Genomic DNA, 20146 nt, shown 5'->3' with positions numbered 1-20146 from the left:
CATGGAACTTCTCGTCGCATCCGCCATCGGCATCCTGACGGCCTCTGGCCTCTATCTTGTGCTGCGCTTGCGGAGCTTTCCGGTCATCATGGGCACCTCGCTGCTGACCTATGCGGTGAACGTCTTTCTCTTTGCCTCGGGCCGTTTGACCGTGGGCGCGCCGCCGATCCTTTCGGATGCCGCACGCTATACCGATCCGCTGCCCCAAGCGCTGGTGCTGACCGCCATCGTGATTTCCTTTGGCATGACCGCCGTGGTGGTGATGATCGCCCTCGGCGCCTATCTGGGCAATAAGGATGATCATGTGGACGAGCCGCTGACCGATACCAAGGCGGAGGACCGCACATGACCCATTGGCTGATCCTGCCCATCGTGCTGCCCGCGTTTATCGCGCCTTTCATCGTGCTGGCGGCGCGCTATCACATCACCATCCAGCGGGTGCTGTCGCTGTTCGGGGTGCTGGCGCTGGTCGCCGTGGGCCTTGGCCTCTCGGTCGAGGCGGCGAGCGGCAATGTCATGCTCTACCGTCTCAGCGATTGGGCCGCGCCCTTTGGCATCGTGCTGGTGGGCGACCGTCTGTCGACGCTGATGGTCACGCTGACAGCGGTGCTGGCGCTCTTCGTGCTGCTCTATGTCATCGGGTCGAAATGGGACGAACGCGGGCGGCATTTTCATGCGCTGTTCCAGTTCCAGCTGATGGGGATTATGGGCGCTTTCCTGACGGGCGACCTGTTCAACCTCTTCGTCTTTTTCGAAGTGCTGCTGATCGCCTCCTACGGGTTGATGATCCACGCGGGCGGCACGCCGCGTCTGCGGGCGGGGGTGCAATATGTGCTCTATAACCTGCTGGGCTCGACGCTGTTTCTCTTTGCGCTTGGCGCGATCTATGCCGAGACCGGGACGCTCAACATGGGCGATCTGGCGCAGCGCGTTGCCCTGATCGACGCGGGCGCGACCGTGGGCATCCGCATCGCGGCGGTGTTGCTCTTGATGGTCTTCGCGGTCAAAGCCGCCGTGGTGCCGCTGCATTTCTGGCTCCCGTCGAGCTATGCCGAAGCGCCCGGCCCGGTGGCGGCGCTTTTCGCCATTATGACCAAGGTCGGCGCCTATGCGATCATCCGCGTCTATACGCTGATCTTCCCGCCCGAACTGGCCGTGACGGCGGATCTACATACCACATGGCTGTTGCCTGCCGCACTGCTGTCGCTGGCGCTTGGCATGATCGGCGTGCTGGCGGCCAAGCAGTTGGACCGTATGGTGGCCTTTTCCGTCATCGGCTCCATGGGCATGGTGATGATCTCGATCGCGCTGTTCACGCCCGAAGGGATCGCCGCGGCGCTCTATTATATCGTGCATTCGACACTGGCCGCTGGCGCGCTGTTCCTGATCGCCGATCTGGCGCGGGCCGGGCGCGACAATCTGGACCTGACGGCGCAGCCGCAGGTGGCGGGGGCCAAGCTGACCTCGGCCCTGTTCTTTGTCGCCGCCATCGCCATGGTCGGCGTGCCGCCGCTTTCGGGCTTTCTGGGCAAGCTGCTGATCATGGATGCCGCCGCCGCCAGCGATGCCTGGGTGTGGATCTGGGCCGTGATCTTGGGCGCGAGCCTTTTGAGCCTCGTGGGCTTTGGCCGCGCGGGCAGCGTGGTCTTCTGGAAGGCGCGCAGCGTCACCCCGCAGGAGGGGGCGACCCCGGCCGCGCGCCCCTCGGCGCTGAGCTATGTTGCGGTGGGCGGGCTCTTGGCCCTTTTGGTGGCGCATACGCTGCTGGCGGGTCCGGCCACCCAATATGCCACCGCGATTTCAATGCAATTGTTCGGGCCGGAGCGTTATCTGACCACCGTGCTGGAAACCCCCGGCAAACTGTCGGACGGCAAAGAGGAGGCCCATTGACATGATGCGACCGATCCGTTGGCTTTTGCCGCACCCGTTTCTGACCCTGCTGCTCACCATCGTGTGGATCTTGCTGCAAAACAAGTTCAGCGCAGGCATGTTGGTCTTTGGCCTGATCCTCGGGATCGTGATCCCGGTGTTGACCGCGCGGTGGTGGACCGACCGGCCCCAAGGCATCCGCCCGCTGCGCATGATCGCCTATGTGATCTTGGTCCTGTGGGACATCATCATCGCCAATATCCAAGTGGCGTGGATCATCCTGACCAAATCCAACGCCAGCATGTCGCCGGCTTGGGTCGTCGTCCCGCTCGACCTGAAAGAACCCGAGGCGATCACGATCCTTATGGGCACCATCACGCTGACCCCCGGCACCGTCTCGGCGGACCTGTCGGACAATGGGCGCTACCTCTTGGTGCACGCGCTGGACGCAACCGATCCCGATGCGGTGCGGGATGAGATCAAAGACCGCTACGAACGCCGCTTGAAGGAGATTTTCGTATGACCCAAGCGACCGACCTTTTGACGCTGGCGCTCTACGGCGCGCTGACCCTCGTCGCCATTGCGCAGTTCATGGCGATGATCCGCCTGTGGATCGGCCCCGGCACGGGGGACCGGATTCTGGCGCTGGACACGATGTTCATCAATGCCATCGGCATCATCGTGCTGTTGGGCATCTTGCAAGGCACGCAAATCTATTTCGAGGCGGCGCTGATCATCGCCATGCTGGGTTTCGTCTCGACCGTGGCCTATGCCCGTTTCGTCCTGCGCGGAGATATCATCGAATGAGCCCTGAGATCATCGCTACCTATTTCGTTATCGCACTGCTGGTGATCGGCAGTTTCTTCGTGCTGGTCGCCGGGATTGGCTTGCTCAAACTGAACGACCCGATGACCCGACTGCACGCGCCGACCAAAGCCGCGACGCTGGGGATCGGGGCTTATCTGTTGGCGGCCATGGTAAACTCCTTCCTGTCGGGCACGGGGTCGCTGCATGAGCTGCTGATCATGGCCTTCATCTTTGTCACCGCGCCGGTTTCGGCCAATTTCATGGCCAAGGCGAACATCCATCGCCGCGATTGCCTGCCGAACCCGCCGGAACTTCCGGAGGGCGATACTTGGGCCACGCTCAACGTGCCGGAGGAAGACCGCGAGATCGAAGAGATGTCGCCGCAGGCCTGAGCATGACGCCTTGGCCTCCGGGCGGATGCCGTGGGGCCAAGGTCGGATTCATTTCAAACTGTTACGATGGTGGAAACCTTTTCCTGCCAGCATAGGTTAATGGGCGGTGCTGCCCAAGCTAAGCTGACCGAAAGGATCCTGCCATATGCGTCTGACCTTGCTCCTGCTGATGTTGCTCCTGCCCCTCGCCGCGGCGGCGCAAGACCGTGTGGCGATGGTGATCGGCATCTCCGCCAATGAGGATGCCGCTGCCGCCACGCCAGATCGCCCGCGCGCGGATGCGACGCGCCTGTCTCAGGCGCTTGAGGGGCAGGGTTTTGACGTTACCACCCTGATCGACGCCGACAGCGCGGCGTTCAAACAGGCGCTTTCCGACTTTGCCTTTCACGCCGAAACAGCGGATGTCGCCCTGATCTACTACGCGGGCCGCCGTGTCGCCTCTGGCGGGCAGAGCTATCTGATCCCGGCGGATGCGCCCTCGGCCCCGGCTTCGGCCCTGCGGCGCGAGGGGGTGGCCCTGCCTGCGCTCCTGCGTGCAGCGGGCAAGGCGCGGCAGATACGGCTTGTTCTGCTCGACAATTGCCACGCCGCCCCGCAGCAAGCCGCCGCGCCCCTGCCACCGCCTGAACCGCGTCTCGGCACTTTGGTCGTGACTTCTGGCGAGGTAGGCGCTTGTGACGAAGGCGGCGAGAACGCGGGCCTTTTCGCCGAAACGCTGGCCGAGGTTTTGGCGCAGCCGGAGGTCGAGGTCGGGGCCATGCTGGATGATTTCCGCGCCACTCTGCGCAGCCGCAGCGGCGGCAGCCTGTCGGCCCGCCGTTTCGGGCGGCTGAACCCCGCGCCGTTCTTCCTCGGCAGCGGTGACGGGGAAGCGGCCCCAGAGGGGTGGGCCGATTTGAACGAGACACAGGGCCAGCGTTTGGCCGAATTGGCGCGGCAGGGCGATACCCGCTCGCAACTCGGCCTTGCCGCCCTGCAAAGCGATCCCGACGATCCGCGCTATGATCCGCAGAATGCGGCGGCGCAGCTGATGCGGGCGGTCGAGACCGGCTCGGCCGAGGCGCGCTATCAACTGGCTCAGCTTTACGAAGAGGGGCGGGGCGTGGCGCAGGACGAGAGCCGTGCGATGCAGCTTTATCGTGACGCTGCCGCGCGGGGCCATGCGGGGGCGTTGAACGATCTGGGCTTTATCCATTTGCAGGGCGAATTGGGGCAGGAGGCCGACCCCGAATTGGCGCTCGACTACTTCCGCCGTGCAGCCGACAGGCGACACCCCGCCGCGATGTTCAACTTTGCCGCGATGATCGACGACGGCAAAGTGCCGGGGCGCGGGGCGGCGGATGCCGCGCTCTACCTCTATCGCGCGCTGCGGGCAGGGGATGGCACCTTGCTGGGGCTGATGCAGGAAGAGCCGCGCTTGTTCGACAGCGACACCCGCAAAGCGCTGCAACGCAAACTGTCGGATTTCGGGTTCTACGATGGCGCGATCGACGGGCTTTATGGCGACGGCACCCAAGCTGCGATCCGCGCGGCATTCGGGTTGGAGGCTGGCGCGATTGAGGGCGAAGATACTGAAGTTTCTGAACAAACGCCCGAACAGGAGACTTCGGAAACGTCTCCGATAACATCCGAGACGCCGCAGGAGGAGCCTGCCCAAGAGCCGGCAACCCAAGCCGAAGACACCCCCGAAATCAACGCCGAGCCAGAGCCCGGCGCGGATGAAAATGTCACCCCGGTTCTGCGCCCGAAACAGGCCGCGCGGGAGTGAATTTTGAAACAAGTAGTATTGCTTTTTCCCCTCCAGTAAGTTGGCAAAATTAATCCGGTTGCAATATCGCGGCCGATGGCTTTTGATTGGCGCATCAGTCAATAAAAACTTCTCTGGGGAGAACACCAATGAAAAAACTGCTTATGACATCCGCTCTGGCGACAGTCGCCGCGACCTCGCTGGCCGCTGCCGAGTGCAGCGAAGTCACCTTCTCCGACGTCGGCTGGACCGACATCACCGCCACCACCGCCGCCGCCTCTGTCGTGCTCGACGCGCTTGGCTATGACACCGAGACCAAGATCCTCGCCGTGCCGGTGACCTATACCTCCATGGCGTCCGGCGACATCGACGTGTTCTTGGGCAACTGGATGCCAACGATGGAAGGCGATATCGCCAAATACCGTGAAGAGGGCAGCGTCGACACCGTGCGCGCGAACCTCGAAGGCGCGAAATACACGCTGGCCGTGAACAAGGCCGCCGCCGACATGGGCATCAAGACCTTCGCCGACATCGCCGCCAATGCCGACGCGCTTGATGGCAAGATCTACGGCATCGAGCCGGGTAATGACGGCAACCGCCTGATCCAGTCGATGATCGACGAGAATGCTTTTGAACTCGGCGAATTCGAAGTCGTTGAATCCTCTGAGCAGGGCATGTTGGCTCAGGTCCAGCGCGCCAGCCGCAAGGAAGAGCCCGTGGTCTTCCTTGGTTGGGAGCCGCACCCGATGAACGCGAACTTCGACCTGACCTACCTTGAGGGTGGTGACGATTACTTCGGCCCCGATCTGGGCGGTGCGACGGTTTACACCAACACCCGCGCCGGTTTCGTCGAAGAATGCCCGAACCTTGGCAAATTCCTCCAGAACCTCGAATTCAGCCTTGCGATGGAGAATGAGATCATGGGCGCGATCCTCGATGATGGCGAAAAGCCGGAAGAGGCCGCGGCCGCTTGGATCAAGGCGAACGCTGACGTGCTCGACACATGGCTGGACGGTGTGACAACCGTCGATGGTGGCGATGCGATGGAAGCTGTCGCTTCGCTGAAGTGATCCGCAGGCTATGATGGACAAGACCCGCCCCAGATCGATGGGGCGGGTCATTCTCATGCGCAATTCTCCAATCCTGAAGGACTGACATGGACTGGCTGACAGAAAACAAGATCCCCGTGGCCGATGTGGCCGAAGACGCGCTGGATTGGTTGCAAACGAACGGGGCGTGGTTCTTTGACGGGCTGTCGGACCTGATGGAACGGCTGATCGACGCGATCCTCTGGCTGCTGCAAACCCCGCATCCGCTGATCCTGATCGCCGTCTTCGCCGCGATCACTTGGGCCATTCAGCGCAACTGGAAAACCGTGGCCTTTGTGGTGCTCGGCTTTCTGTTCATTCTGAACCAAGACTACTGGGAAGAGACGATGGAGAGCCTGACGCTTGTGCTCTCGGCCTGTGTGGTCTGTATGGGCGTCGGCGTGCCGATTGGCATCGCCGTGGCGCATCGGCCCCGGCTTTACGCATGGGTGGCCCCGGTCTTGGACCTGATGCAGACGCTGCCGACCTTTGTCTATCTGATCCCCGCGATCGTCTTTTTCGGCATCGGCATGGTGCCGGGGCTGATCGCCACGGTGATCTTCGTGCTGCCCGCGCCGATCCGGCTGACGCAACTGGGCATCTCCTCGACCCCCAAGGCGCTTTTGGAGGCGGCGCAGGCGTTTGGCGCGAAACCGCGCCAGACGCTGTGGAAGATTGAGCTGCCCTATGCGCTGCCGCAGATCATGACGGGTCTGAACCAGACCATCATGCTGTCGCTGTCGATGGTGGTGATTGCGGCATTGGTGGGCGCAGACGGTTTGGGCGTGCCGGTGGTGCGTGCCCTGAACCAAGTCAATACAGGCTTGGGATTTGAATCCGGGTTGGTGATCGTCGTCGTGGCGATCATGCTCGACCGTATCCTGCGGGTGGGACGGAAATGACGAAAGCAGTAGAATTCGATAACGTATCCATCGTCTTTGGCGACAAGCCAGAGAAGGCGCTGCCCTTGATGGACGCGGGCCAAAGCCGCGCCGAGATCGAGGCGGAAACGGGGCAGGTGCTGGGCGTGCACAATTGCTCGCTCACCGTCGAGAATGGCGAGATCCTTGTGCTGATGGGCCTGTCAGGCTCGGGTAAATCGACGCTTTTGCGGGCGGTGAACGGGCTCAACCCCATGGTGCGCGGCACGGTGCATGTGCATGATGAAAACTGGTCTTGCGACATCCACGCCAGCAATGCCGCCGAGCTGCGCCGTGTGCGCCGTGAATGTGTGTCGATGGTGTTTCAACAGTTCGGCCTGCTGCCCTGGCGCACGGTGCGCGACAACGTGGCGCTTGGGCTGGAACTGTCCAATGTGCCCAAGGGCGAGCGGCTGGAGCGGGCCGAGCGGCAGTTGAAGCTGGTCGGTCTCAGCGATTGGGCCGACCGCAAGGTGGGGGAGCTTTCGGGCGGGATGCAGCAGCGTGTGGGTCTTGCCCGCGCCTTTGCCACCGAAGCGCCGATCCTGCTGATGGACGAGCCTTTTTCGGCCCTCGATCCGCTGATCCGTACGCGGCTGCAGGACGAGTTGTTGGATCTGCAACGCGATCTTAACCGCACGATCATTTTCGTCAGCCATGACCTTGATGAGGCGTTCAAACTTGGCGGGCGTATTGCCATCATGGAAGGCGGGCGGATCGTGCAGATCGGCACCCCGCGCGAGATTTTCTCGAACCCCGCTTCAGACTATGTGGCGGAATTCGTGGCCAATATGAACCCGCTTGAGGTGTTGACCGCCCGTGATGTGATGGGGCCAGCCGAGGGTGCGGCCCTTCCCGAAACCAGCGCCGAGACGCCGGTGCGGGATCTGATGGACGGGCTGCGCGGCCCCGACGCGGGTTTTGCGGTGATGGAAGATGGCAGGCAGATCGGCACGGTGACGGCCCATAGCATCGTGGAACGGCTGAAACGCTAGGGCGGGGGCCACGCGCCCGGCAGCGCTGTCTCACGGAGGGCAGCGCTGCCCTCCGTGGTCACTGGGGCATCAGGTCGCCGCTGTCCCAAGTGTTTTCAAAATCGGACAATCCGGCCGGTCATCGCCCGCACAGTCGCGCACCAGCGTGCTGAGCGTGTCGCGCATTTCTTGCAGGCCGCTGATCTTGGCCTCGATCTGGGCCAGATGGTCCTTGGCGATGGCGCGCACATCGGCGCTGGCGCGGTTCTTGTCCTCCCAAAGCGCCAGCAGGTTGCGGCAGTCTTCGATGCTGAACCCCAGCGTGCGGGCACGGCCCAGAAAGGCCAGCTTGTGCATCTCGCTTTCGCGGAAGGCGCGGTAGCCATTGGCGTCGCGCAGCGGTTTGACCAGCCCGATATCCTCGTAATAGCGGATGGTTTTGGGCGGCAACCCGGTGTGTTGTGAGACTTCTCCGATGTTCATGGGACGATCCTATTCTGCAGCTACGTCTGCGGCCACGGGGGCGGCGACCCGCTGGCCGTGGGATGGGGGGGTGCTTTCGGTCAGAGGGGCGGCGATCCAGCGCAGGCGCAGGGCGTTGCTGAGAACGAAAACGCTCGACAGGGCCATCGCCCCGGCAGCCAGCGCGGGCGACAAGAGCCAACCCGTTAGCGGGTAAAAGGCGCCGGCGGCGACGGGGATCAGCAAGACGTTATAGCCGAAGGCCCAGAAGAGGTTCTGCCGGATATTCGCCATGCTGCGCTGGCTCACGTCGATGGCATTGACCACGCCGCGCAGATCGCCCGACATCAGCACCACATCCGCCGCTTCGATCGCCACATCGGTGCCGGTGCCGATGGCGAGCCCCACATCGGCCTGCGCAAGTGCGGGGGCATCGTTGATCCCATCGCCGACGAAAGCGATTCGATTGTCACCCTCTCTGAGCTTGTCGATGGCGGCCACTTTGCCATCTGGCAACACTTCCGCGATCACCCAATCAATGCCCAGTTGTGCGGCGATCGCGTCTGCCGTGATCCTATTGTCGCCGGTGATCATCGCCACTTCGAGGTTAAGGTCGTGCAGCCGCGCGATGGCCTCTGGCGTGCCGGGTTTGATCGGGTCGGCCACGGCGATGACCGCCGCCAATTTGCCGTCGACCGCGGCGAAAAGCGGCGTTTTGCCCGCCTTGGCTAGTTCCGCGCTGATCGGCGCCGAAGTGCCCAGATCGATCCCCTCGCGCGTCATCAGCCGGTCCGCGCCCAGAGTGACCCTGCGGCCTGCAACCAAGGCGCTGACGCCGTAGCCGGTATAGGATTGGAAGCCGCTCACTTCGCGGGGCACGGGGCCAGCCGCCTCGGCCCGGCGCAGGATGGCTTGGGCGATGGGATGTTCCGAGCGCGCCTCGACCGCGCCGATCAGCGGCAATAGCGCCTCTTCGGTCATGTCGTTCATCAGCACCAGATCGGTGAGTTCGGGGGTGCCCTTGGTCAGCGTGCCGGTTTTGTCCAAGGCGACGGTCGTGACGCCCTGCAGGCTTTGCAGCGCATCGCCTTGCCGGAACAGCACGCCCAGTTGCGCCGCCCGCCCAGTGCCGACCATGATCGACGTGGGCGTGGCCAGACCCATGGCGCAGGGGCAGGCGATGATCAGCACCGCCACCGCCGCCACCAAAGCGTGGCTGAGCGAGGGTCCGAAGGCCAGCCAGCCGCCAAAAGTGACCAGCGCCACGGCGATCACCGCGGGGACGAACCAAAGGGTGATGCGGTTGACCAAGTCCTGAATCGGCAGCTTCGCGCCTTGGGCTTCTTCGACCATGCGGATGATCTGTGCCAGAACCGTGTCGCCGCCCACTTTGGTGGCGCGATAGGTCAGGCTGCCCGTGCCATTGACCGTGCCGCCGACAAGTGCCGCACCGCCGGTCTTTTCCACCGGCACAGGCTCGCCGGTGATCATGCTTTCATCGACATAGGATCGCCCATCGACGACGATGCCGTCGGTGGCGATCTTCTCGCCGGGGCGGAGGTAGATGGTGTCGCCAGTCCTGATTTTTTCCAAGGGCAGTTCGATGACGGTGCCGTCGCGCTCGACCCGCGCGCTGGAGGCGCGCAGGCCCATAAGCTTGGCAATCGCGGCCCCGGTGCGCCCCTTGGCGCGGGCCTCAAGATAGCGGCCCAGCAGGATCAGCGTCACGATCACGGCGGCGGCTTCGAAATAGACCACGCGGCTGCCTTCGGGCAACAGCCCCGGCGCAAAGAGCGCGGTGACCGAAAAGAGCCATGCCGCCCCCGATCCGAGTGCCACGAGCGAGTTCATATCCGGCGCGCCCTTCGCCAGCGCACGCAGGCCATTGCTATAGAAATGCCGCCCCGGCCATGCCAGCACGAGGGTGGTGAGGAGGAATTGGATAAGCCAGCTTGTCTCCCTCCCGATGGTTTCCGCGGTCCAATGGTGGAAAGCGGGCACCAGATGGCCGCCCATTTCAAGCACAAAGACGGGCAGGGTGAGCGCGGCGGCCAGCAGGGTCATCCGTTTGAGGTGGATGGCCTCCGCTTCCTTGCGCGTCGCGGCGTCGGGGGTGCCCGCCGCGGTTGCGTCGACGTTCGCGGGATAGCCCGCCTTTGCTGCTGCATCGCGCAAGGCGGGCAAGATATCGGCATCTTCCAAGGTTTCGACCCGCGCCTCCTCGCTGGCGAGGTTCACGGTGGCCGAAAGCACCCCCGGCACCGCAAGCAGCGCGCGTTCCACACGGCCCACGCAGGAGGCGCAGCTCATGTTCGACAACCGCAACCGATGGGTGGTCTTGCGCGCCGGGTAGCCCGCCTGCGCCAAGGCGGCGTCGAGCCTGCCCGCGTCAAATCCCGGATTTGCCGTCACGCGCACCGTCTCTGCTGCAAGGTTCACCCGCGCTTCATTGATCCCGTCCAGCGCGCTCAACGCTTTTTCAACACGCCCCACACAGGACGCGCAGCTCATGTTCTGCACGCCGAAAGTGAGTGTTTCCACCTTGCCCATATCAAGCCCTCTATCTGTCTTGAGACAAAGATGGGGCTTCCAGCTGCTGGAGGGTCAAGGGGTCATTTTCGAAAAATTGGTGAGGAGGCTTTGCGACGCACGGGCGGGCGCCGCGCGACGGGATAGGGGCACGGCAGTTGAGCCTGTGCGCAGGGGCAGGGGCATATGCGCAAAGGGGAACGGCGCTTATCCTTTCGCCGCCCGTATATCCGGAAGCATATCTTAATACCTTTCTGCGTAAGTCCTCAGAACCCGCTTCGTCGCTAGACTGAGTCTCAAAAGGTTGTGAGCAAAGATATGCATTTTTACATTCATTCTCTTGGCAGGTTCGCGGCTCAGCGTTTGCGCCGCCTTTCGGCTTTGGCAGGGCAGGGTCCGTGGCTTCGGTTGATCTCGGCATCGGTCTGGTCGCTGTTTTTGCTGGCGGTGCTGACCAAGGCGGCTTTGGCGCAGCAGTTGATTCTCAACCCCGTCGCCGCGCCCACCGTGGTCGGGGCGGGCGTGGGAGAACGGGCCTTGTGGCGCAACGCGGGCACGGTTGGCGGGGTGTCGGTCGATATTGTCGGGGAAATGGCCTTTGCCGCGCAGGATCATGTTTTCGCCTCGGGCAATGGGCAAATCCAGATTACCTCGACAGGGCAAGACCCGCATTTCATGGATTTCTACCTCTATGAAGCAGGCACCCATGACATCACGACCAATACCGGCGGGGTGCCGGTGGTGGCGGATGTTTTCTTTCAGATCAATGACATCGACGGGCCGTTGAATGAGCAGGTCTATGTGAACATTTGCGACGGTACGGTCGAATATGTCCGCATTGACCGCAGCGCGACGACCTATCGGGGCTATATCGAAGGGCCGGATGCAAACCTCGGGACAGAGGTGTTCTATCTCGCCGGGGACCGCAACTATAGCAACCAGCCGGTATCTGGTCTTGAAATTTTCTACCCGCAGACTTCGACCTTCCGCTTTGGTCGGACCGCCAACAGGGGCTTCCTCGTCCGGCTCGCCAATCCGACCTATGACGAAGCGCAGACCTATGACCTGCAATGCGGTGACTTCAAAGCGCCCGTTTTGCAGGACGATCTGAAAGAACAGGTGCTGAGCGAGCCTGTGGTGGTCAACATCCTGTTCAACGACAGTGTGGCGACGGAAAACAACAATGCACCGGCCAATAATTCGGGCCAGCCCAGCGAATACTCCAAACAGGCCATTGATCTGATCCCCCCTGCCGGGGCGCAGAACATCGTGACAGATTCCGAAGGCCACCGGGTGGGTTTCGACATTCTGGGGGAGGGCACATGGAGCTATGACGACCTGACCGGGGAACTGACCTTTACCCCCTTTGTCGCCTTCTTTGCCGCGCCGACGCCGATCGGCTACCGCTATCAGTCGCCCATCATCCTGCCAAATGAGCCGCGGGCCTATTCCGCGCCCGCGCAGGTCTCGATCGATGTGGGCTCTGTCGGTTTGCTGAAACTGGCGCAATTGGTCGATACCAACCTCAACGGCTACGCCGACCCCGGTGAGACCATCGCCTATGTCTTTACGGCTGAGAACTTCGGCAATGTCGATCTGACCAATGTGCAGCTTGCTGAAACGCAGTTCAGTGGCAAGGGCGTGCCCCCAGTGATCACCTTTCAGGCGGCCACGGCGCTGTCGCCCGAAGGCACGCTGCTGGTCGGGGAAAAGGCTGTCTATACGGCGACCTACACGCTGGTGCCTGAGGACTTGGACACCACGATCAGCAACCAAGCTGTGGTCACGGCCGAGACACCGGGCGGCACGCCAGTCTCGGATCTGTCGGATTCCGAGAACCCCGGCGACGGGGATGGCGTGGCGTCGAACGGGCCGGGCGCAGGGCGTGATGATCCCACGACGATCTATGCAGGCTCTGGCCCCGACCGGGGGGATGCGCCAGTCACCTATGGCGATCCGCAGCATGCGGACACCGCGCAATATTGGATCGGCGCGCTCAACGGGGATGGCGACGGCTCGGCGCAGCATTCTGTCGATGGCACCGGCGATGACCTCGATGGCAAGGATGATGAGGACGAAGAGAGCTTTCCCCAGCTCTACGGTGATCTGACCCGCACTGTGACCGTGGTCGTAAACGAACCCACCCCCGGCACTGGCTACCTGCAGGCTTTCGTCGATTTCGGCGGCGATGGCCTCTTTCTTGGCGATCAGGTCGCGACGGATATCCAAGACGGCGGGGCGCAAGACCTCGACGGGGTGGTGAATGGAGAGATTTCATTCCCCGTCAGCGTGCCGGTCACCGCCGTGCTGACCCCGACCTTCGTTCGGCTGCGCTGGTCTTCGACCGCGGGGCTCGATGCGATCACCCCCGCCCCCGATGGGGAGGTCGAAGACTATGGCATCACCATCAAGACACCGCCCGACGCCGACCGGGGCGATGCCCCGGCGAGCTATGGCGATCCGCAGCATATCATCGAAGGCCCGGGCGCGCCTGAGGTCTATCTGGGCAGCACACCGCCGGACATCGATCTGCTGACGCAGAACTCCATCGGGGCCACGGGGGATGATGCCGACGGGTCGGATGATGAAGACGGGGTGATCCTGCCGCAATTCTACCGTGGCGGTCTGGCTGAGATCACGGTGACGGTCAGCGATCTGATTGCCGCGCCGGGGTCGTCTTATCTGCAAGCCTTTATCGACTTCGATGGCGATGGCACTTTCAACCAAGCCGGGGAGCAGGTGGCGGTGAACCTGCAAGACGGCGGCCCGCAGGACAAGGACGGCCTCAGCAATGGCACGATCCTGTTCGAAGTGGCGGTTCCCGCGGGGGCAACGACACTGCCCACCTATGCCCGCTTTCGCTGGTCGACCGACAGCACTGGCCTTGTCACAGCCTTTGAGGGGGAGGTGGAGGATTATACGCTCACCATATCAAGCGATCCCCCGCCGCTGGTCTGCGATGCCTCGCTCTATGCCATCGTCGACAGCCCCTCGGCGCTGAGGCGTATGACCTTCCGCGACGGCGGGGGGAGCTATGCCACAACGGTGGAGACGTCGGGCAGCACCGGGCAGAACCGCGATGGCGCATGGGGCTATAACGCGCTGGACGGCTATATCTACGGCGTCGATCAGAACAGCCGACGGCTCTACCGGATCGACGGGGCGGGGGATATCACGGATTTCGGCAATATTTCTGGTGCGGAGGATGCTTTGAATGCCGGGGATATCCTGCCGAATGGGCGGCTGATCTACGAGGTTGATCAAAATACATGGCAGATCGTCGATCTGACCAATCCCGCCACGCCCATCGCTCTGGGCGAGATCAACCTCTCTATCGGCGTCAATCCCGAAGACCTCGCCTTCAACCCCGTTGACGGCATCATGTATGGGATCGACAGAAACTCGGGCTTCCTGTTCCGCGCGGCGGTCAACAACGGCACCCCGGGGAGCGTGACACCCCAAGCGATCGGCCCTGCCGTCTATGCGGGCATGTTCGACGCGCTCTGGTTCGACCGTGACGGCAGGCTCTATGGCTATTCCAATACCACCAACAACCTCTTCGTCATTTCCACGGCGACAGGCGTGCCGCAACTGGTGTCTGGCATTCCGGTCGATGAGGGCGGACGCAGCGATGGCATCTCTTGCCGGGGGCCGGCACCGATCCCGCTGGGCGGCATTTCGGGCAATATCTACGAAGATGCAGATGCTTCGGACGTGAAAGACAATGGGGAGACGAATTTCGGGGCGGGCGTGGGCATCTCGGTCTATGCCGACAATGGCACCCCGGCCAATACCGCCGATGACATCTTTCTGGTGACCACGGATACTTTGGCCGATGGCACCTATGCGGTGGGGGAGTTGATGGTGAACTCGACCTACCGTGTCGCACTGGACGAAGCGGACCCCGATCTGCCGCCGGGGCTGACCATCGGCACGTCCAATCCGCTGCTTGGCGTTCCGGTGTCCGGCAATAGCGTGACCAGTGACCAAGACTTCGGCTTCGATCCGGCAGGCAGTGACCTTGAACTCAGCAAAATCGCCGTTGCCACCGGGACGACCACGCCGATCACCAATGTGTCGGAAGGGGATACCATTGATTGGATCATCACCGTCACCAATGTCAGCGGCGGCTCGCCCTCGGGGGTCAAGGTGATCGACCAGATCCCGAGCGGTTTTGCCTATGTCTCGGATGATGCGCCCGCGACGGGGGATACCTATGACCCCGATACAGGCTTGTGGTTCGTGGATGAATTGCTGAGCGGAGAGAGCGAGACCCTGACGATCACCACCACCGTACTGGGCAGCGGTGATTTCACCAATCAGGCCGAGATCATCTATAGCTCGCTGCCCGATCCCGACAGCGATCCCAGCACGGGGCCGCTGACCGATGACCTGTTCGACCAACTGCCCGATGATGACGAAGCCTCGTATTCCGTGAACCTCGTTACCGGAGAGCGGATTTTGACAGGCCGGGTCTTTATCGACAATGGGGCAGGCGGCGGCACTGCCCATGACGCCCTGCGCAACGGCAGCGAAGGGGGGGCATCCTCGGCGGTGTTGGAGATCCTCGACAGTGGCGGCGCGTTGCTGGCCACCCCCGGTCTGGCGACGGATGGCACGTGGAGCTATGGGCTCTCTGGCAGCTACAGCGGGCCGATCACAATCCGCGCGATCCCGGCGAATGATTACCGGGCGATCTCGGAAGCGACGGCTGGGTTGCCCGATCTGGTCGACACCAACCCGCATGACGGTGAATTCACCTTCACGCCCGAGGCTTTCGGCAATCGCATGGGGTTGGACATCGGACTGCTCCAACTGCCCAGCCTGTCCAACGACCGGACAACGACCGTCGCACAGGGGCAGGTCGCGACCCTGCCGCATATCTATACCGCCACTTCAGACGGGCAGGTGACCTTCTCCTACGCCGGGGCTACCTCGACCCCTACCGGCGCCTTCAGCGCAGCGCTGTTCCAAGATATCGGCTGTGACGACAGCGTCGACGGGCCGATCACCGGCCCCATCGCCGTCACCACGGGGCAGACCATCTGTATCGTCTCACGGGTGTCAGCCGGTTCGGGCGCTGGGCAGGGCAGCACTTATGTCTATCAAGTGCTGGCGACCACGGCATTCGCCCGGACCACGGTAACCAGTTCGGCCAGCAATACCGATGAGGTCTCGGTCGGAGGGCGCTCCACCCAGATCGAACTGCGCAAAACGGTCGAGAATGAGACCCAAGGCACTGGGGAGGGCACCACCAACCTCGGCAGTGTGAACGATATCCTCCTCTACCGCATCTATCTGCAAAACAACGCGACCACGCAGGCGTCGAACGTCAAGATCTACGATAGAACCCCGCCCTACACTCAGTTGTCGGAGCCTATCGTCGATCCGCAACAGGTCTCGCCCAACCTCAGTTGTGATCTGGTGGTGCCGGCAAGCAATGTGGCCAGCTATGCCGGGACGATCGAGTGGAATTGCACGGGCCAGATGTTGCCGGGGGAAACCGGGGCCGTGCAATTCAGGGTCGGCATTCAATAGGTCGATCGTTCTTGCCGTGGCGGCGGTGCATTTCGATGCGCCGCCGCTCGGTTTTTGGCGGATCATCAACATTGATGCGCATAGGAAATCGTCACTTGGGCAGGGGTGTCGATCTGGCTTGGGCGCGTGCTGTCATACGCGCGCTATCGCTTGCCTTCCGCCGCGGAGCTTGCAAACGGTGAGGCAAGTTAAACAGATCCTTCCGCCCCCGACAAAAGCCCTCAAGGACCGCCCGATGACCAAGTTCTGCCTGACCGTGACCTGCCCCTCGCAACGCGGGATTGTCGCCGCCATCGCCAATTACATCGCCGAAACCGGCTGCAACATCACCGACAGCGCGCAGTTCGACGACACCGAAAACGGCCAGTTCTTCATGCGCATCAGCGCCGAGGCCGAAACCGGTGCCACGCTTGATACCCTGCGCGAGGGGTTCACAGCGGTCGCGGACCCCTTCGGCATGACTTACGAATTCCACGACCAAGACACCACGATGAAGGTCGTGGTCATGGTCTCGCGCTTTGGCCATTGCCTGAACGATCTGCTCTACCGGGTGCGGATCGGCGCGCTCCCGATTGAGATCGTCGCCGTGATCTCGAACCATATGGATTATCAAAAGGTCGTGGCGAACCACGACATTCCATTTCACTGCATCAAGGTGACGAAAGAGAACAAACCGCAGGCCGAAGCGCGGATCATGGAGGTGGTTGAGGACACCGGCGCGGAGCTGATCGTGCTGGCGCGCTACATGCAGATTCTGTCGGACGCCATGTGCCAAAAGATGTCGGGGCGGATCATCAACATTCACCATTCCTTCCTGCCGTCTTTCAAGGGGGCGAACCCTTACAAGCAGGCCTATGAACGGGGCGTGAAATTGATCGGTGCCACGTCGCATTACGTCACCGCCGATCTGGACGAGGGGCCGATCATCGAACAGGACACCGTGCGCATTACCCATGCGCAAAGCGCCTCGGATTATGTCTCGCTCGGTCGCGATGTGGAGGCGAGCGTCTTGGCGCGGGCGATTCACGCCCATGCCCACCACCGGGTCTTTCTGAATGGCAATAAAACCGTGGTCTTTCCCGCATCGCCCGGCAGCTACAGCTCCAAGCGGATGGGCTAGGGGCCACGGCCCCGCGTCTGCCCCATGCGGCGGGGGCGCGGGGCCATCGGGCGGCTTGGCCGAGTCCATCGCCCGCTACAAACCAGCCCCTTGGGGCCGCGGACCGATGTATCTTATTTAGAGAGAGAAGTGGTGCCCCCACACGGACTCGAACCGCGGACCTACTGATTACAAATCAGTTGCTCTACCAGCTGAGCTATAGGGGCACTGAGGGCTCATTTAGAGAAAGGAGCCGGGGGGTGCAAGAGGGGAAATGCGAGATTCTTTCGGATTTTACACGCGCGGCGGGACGGGCTATTCAACGCCAAGATCTTCAGGGGTAAGCAGAGTATCATGCAGCTCGTTTTGCACACAGGTGTCCATTTCACGGAAGACGAGCGGCTGCTGAAATGCCTGCTGCGCAATCAGGACGATTTCGCCAAAGTGGGCGTCAAAGTGCCCGGCCCCAGCACCTATCGCAACCTGTTTCGCGACACGCTCAACGCGATGCATAAGGCGGAGCCGTCGGAGGTGGCGCGGGACGTTCTGCTCGATGCCATTTTGGATGAGGGCGCGGCCAGCCGGGTGATCCTGTCGGATGCGAATTTCTTCCGCTCTCCCGCCACGGCCCTGCAAGAAGGCCTGCTCTATCCCGCCGCCGCCGTGCGCATGTTGCGCATGGCGCAGCTTTTCCCCGAGGATGAGATTCGCATCTTCATGGCGATCCGAAATCCCGCCTCCCTCGTGCCGGTGCTTTACGAGAAAGCGGCGGATAAAACCTCGGCGGCGTTCTGGGGGGAGCGGGGGCCGGAAGACCTGCGCTGGTCCGAGACGATCGGCCAGCTGCGCGAGGCGGCGCCGGGGGTTCCCATCACCCTTTGGTGCAACGAGGATGCGCCGCTGATCTGGGCTCAGATCATCCGCGAAATGGCCGGATTGGTGCCCGAGACCAAGATCAAGGGCGGTTTCGATCTTTTGCAGACGATCATGTCGGAAGAGGGGATGAAGCGTTTTCGCGGCTATCTCGACACCCACCCCGATATGTCCGAGGCGCAGAAGCGCCGCGTGATCACCGCGTTCCTCGACAAATACGCGCTGGAGGAAGAGATCGAAGAAGAGCTCGACATGCCTGGCTGGACCGAGGAGTTGGTCGAGCGGATGACGGCGATCTATGACGCGGATGTCGAGGCCATCCGCGCCATGCCGGGGGTCTCCCTGATTGCGCCCTAAGCCTCGGCCAATTCGGTGATCACGTCATGGGCCATTGCCACATCTTCGGCCGTGGCGGTGAAGGCACCTGCTTGAAAGCGGATCACCAGCGCCCCGTCGATCCGGGTCTGGGTCAGGTAAATGCGCCCGTCGTCATTGATCCGGTTCAGCAGGTCTTGGTTATGGGCATCAAGGTCGTCGCCGCCGAGATGGCGGAAGGTAAAGAGCGAGAGCATCGGCGGGGTCACGATCTCGAACCCCTCCGTCGCCTCCAGCCGCGCGGCCAAGTCCTGCGCCCATGAGACGTGATTGCGGATCATCTCGCGCAGCCCCTCCAGCCCGTGGGCACGGATCAGGAACCACAGTTTCAGCGCGCGAAACCGGCGGCCCAGCGGCACGGACCATTCGGAATAGTTCACCACACCATCCGCGCCATGGGTTTTCAGGTACTCCGGCTGGATCGCCAAGGTGCGGACCAGATCGCCGGGATTGCGCAGGAAATGCGTGGTGCAGTCAAACTGCGCCCCAAGCCATTTATGCGGATTCATCACCACCGAGTCGGCCCGTTCGACCCCGGCCCAAAGGCTGCGGAATTCAGGACAGATCATCGCCGACCCGGCCCAGGCGGCGTCGACATGGGTGTAGAGCGCTTCGGCCTCGGCCACATCCATCACGGCGGCGATATCATCGCTGGCCCCCGCGCTGGTGCCCCCGGTGCAGGCGATGATGCCCGCAGGCAAATGCCCCGCCGCGCGGTCGGCTTCGATGGCGGCGCGGAGCGCTTTTGCATCCATCGCGCGGGTCGTGCCCTGGGTCGGAATGCGAACAAGGTTCTCTTCGCCCAGCCCTGCGACCCAGATGGCCCGGTCGACCGAGGTATGCACCTCTGCTGAGCAATAGACCCGCAGGCGCGGCTGGCCCGACAGACCCGCCTTGTTGCCCTGCCAATCAAGCGCGCGTTCGCGCATGGTCAGCACGGCGCAAAGCGTAGCGGAACTGGCGCTGTCTTGGATCACCCCGGTGAAGCCATCCGGCAGACCGATCGCCTGACGCATCCAATCGCAGACGCGGGTCTCCAACTCCGTCGCTGCCGGAGAGGTCTGCCACAGCATGCATTGCGCCGCGATGGCCGAGACGAAATATTCCGCCAGCACCGAGACCGGCGCGGCATTGGCGGGAAAATAGGCAAAGAAGCGGGGGTGCTGCCAATGGGTTATGCCCGGCATGAGGGTCTGTTCGAAATCGTCGAAGATCGCCTGCATCGCCTCGGCCCCTTCGGGCGGGGCGTCCGGCAGGGCGGAAAGCACCGCGCCGGGGGCCACCTGTGCGCGCACCGGACGATCGCGCAGACCTGCGTGGTAATCGGCGGCCCAATCGGCGGCGCGGCGGCCCCAAGCTCGGAAATCCTCCCAATTCATGCGCGGCTCCCGTGGTGTGGGATTCTGGTTGTCATACGCATTTCCTGCCCCATGTTGTTGTATTGTCTCACTGTTGTTCCGCTGAGCCTGGCCT

The 20146-nt window shown here is 62.7% G+C and carries 15 protein-coding genes and 1 tRNA gene; 12 read left to right on the top strand and 4 right to left on the bottom strand.

The window, feature by feature from the left end:
* Position 1 precedes the first annotated feature (1 nt).
* From ACGYLC_RS08380 to choV, 9 genes are all read left to right on the top strand, one after another.
* Positions 2-349 carry a Na+/H+ antiporter subunit C gene (locus ACGYLC_RS08380; RefSeq protein ID WP_067260931.1) on the top strand — a complete coding sequence of 116 codons (348 nt, stop codon included), beginning with the start codon at positions 2-4 and terminating at the stop codon, positions 347-349.
* Positions 346-1890 (top strand): monovalent cation/H+ antiporter subunit D, encoded by a 1545-nt coding sequence (locus tag ACGYLC_RS08375; RefSeq protein ID WP_394422533.1) that lies wholly within the window; start codon positions 346-348, stop codon positions 1888-1890. Before ACGYLC_RS08380 ends, ACGYLC_RS08375 begins: the two co-directional genes overlap by 4 nt.
* Before the next feature lies 1 nt (position 1891).
* Entirely contained in the window at positions 1892-2392 is a 501-nt protein-coding gene (locus tag ACGYLC_RS08370; protein ID WP_394422532.1) for a Na+/H+ antiporter subunit E, read from the top strand.
* Positions 2389-2676 carry a K+/H+ antiporter subunit F gene (locus ACGYLC_RS08365; protein WP_067630872.1) on the top strand — a complete coding sequence of 96 codons (288 nt, stop codon included), beginning with the start codon at positions 2389-2391 and terminating at the stop codon, positions 2674-2676. The genes ACGYLC_RS08370 and ACGYLC_RS08365 overlap by 4 nt, the downstream gene beginning before the upstream one ends.
* Positions 2673-3068 carry a monovalent cation/H(+) antiporter subunit G gene (gene mnhG, locus ACGYLC_RS08360; protein ID WP_394400692.1) on the top strand — a complete coding sequence of 132 codons (396 nt, stop codon included), beginning with the start codon at positions 2673-2675 and terminating at the stop codon, positions 3066-3068. The genes ACGYLC_RS08365 and mnhG overlap by 4 nt, the downstream gene beginning before the upstream one ends.
* A gap of 145 nt (positions 3069-3213) precedes the next feature.
* Entirely contained in the window at positions 3214-4836 is a 1623-nt protein-coding gene (locus tag ACGYLC_RS08355; RefSeq protein ID WP_394422531.1) for a caspase family protein, read from the top strand.
* Positions 4837-4964: 128 nt separating this feature from the next.
* Positions 4965-5885 carry a choline ABC transporter substrate-binding protein gene (gene choX, locus ACGYLC_RS08350; protein WP_394422530.1) on the top strand — a complete coding sequence of 307 codons (921 nt, stop codon included), beginning with the start codon at positions 4965-4967 and terminating at the stop codon, positions 5883-5885.
* Between the two features lie 86 nt (positions 5886-5971).
* The gene (gene choW, locus ACGYLC_RS08345; protein ID WP_394400700.1) at positions 5972-6805 is read left to right on the top strand and encodes a choline ABC transporter permease subunit; all 834 of its coding nucleotides are present in this window, start codon (positions 5972-5974) and stop codon (positions 6803-6805) included.
* Complete coding sequence (choV, locus tag ACGYLC_RS08340) at positions 6802-7818, top strand: choline ABC transporter ATP-binding protein (protein WP_394422528.1); 1017 nt, start codon at positions 6802-6804, stop codon at positions 7816-7818. The genes choW and choV overlap by 4 nt, the downstream gene beginning before the upstream one ends.
* Positions 7819-7887: 69 nt before the next feature.
* Here the strand turns inward: choV and cueR are convergent, their stop codons facing one another.
* Together cueR and ACGYLC_RS08330 are read right to left on the bottom strand one after the other, a co-directional pair.
* Positions 7888-8280, bottom strand: a complete 393-nt coding sequence (gene cueR, locus ACGYLC_RS08335) for a Cu(I)-responsive transcriptional regulator (protein ID WP_394422527.1) — start codon at positions 8278-8280, stop codon at positions 7888-7890.
* Positions 8281-8289: 9 nt separating this feature from the next.
* Positions 8290-10809 carry a heavy metal translocating P-type ATPase gene (locus ACGYLC_RS08330; protein WP_394422526.1) on the bottom strand — a complete coding sequence of 840 codons (2520 nt, stop codon included), beginning with the start codon at positions 10807-10809 and terminating at the stop codon, positions 8290-8292.
* 342 nt (positions 10810-11151) lie between these two features.
* On the opposite strand from ACGYLC_RS08330, the gene ACGYLC_RS08325 reads away from it, so the two are divergent.
* A complete protein-coding gene (locus tag ACGYLC_RS08325) occupies positions 11152-16326 on the top strand; it encodes a GEVED domain-containing protein (protein ID WP_394422525.1) in 5175 nt (1724 codons plus the stop codon).
* Between the two features lie 235 nt (positions 16327-16561).
* Positions 16562-17446 (top strand): formyltetrahydrofolate deformylase, encoded by an 885-nt coding sequence (gene purU / locus ACGYLC_RS08320; RefSeq protein WP_394422524.1) that lies wholly within the window; start codon positions 16562-16564, stop codon positions 17444-17446.
* Positions 17447-17576: 130 nt separating this feature from the next.
* On the opposite strand, the gene ACGYLC_RS08315 is transcribed toward purU, so the two are convergent.
* Positions 17577-17652, bottom strand: a tRNA-Thr gene (locus ACGYLC_RS08315).
* A 127-nt stretch (positions 17653-17779) separates the two neighbouring features.
* On the opposite strand from ACGYLC_RS08315, the gene ACGYLC_RS08310 reads away from it, so the two are divergent.
* The gene (locus ACGYLC_RS08310; protein ID WP_394422523.1) at positions 17780-18655 is read left to right on the top strand and encodes a hypothetical protein; all 876 of its coding nucleotides are present in this window, start codon (positions 17780-17782) and stop codon (positions 18653-18655) included.
* On the opposite strand, the gene ACGYLC_RS08305 is transcribed toward ACGYLC_RS08310, so the two are convergent.
* The gene (locus ACGYLC_RS08305) at positions 18652-20052 is read right to left on the bottom strand and encodes a pyridoxal phosphate-dependent decarboxylase family protein (RefSeq protein ID WP_394422522.1); all 1401 of its coding nucleotides are present in this window, start codon (positions 20050-20052) and stop codon (positions 18652-18654) included. The genes ACGYLC_RS08310 and ACGYLC_RS08305 overlap by 4 nt on opposite strands.
* Positions 20053-20146 lie beyond the last annotated feature (94 nt).

Origin of the sequence: Sulfitobacter sp. 1A12157, from assembly GCF_043557345.1 — a bacterium.
Classification (GTDB): domain Bacteria; phylum Pseudomonadota; class Alphaproteobacteria; order Rhodobacterales; family Rhodobacteraceae; genus Sulfitobacter.
This window is presented reverse-complemented; position numbering and strand designations above follow the sequence as displayed.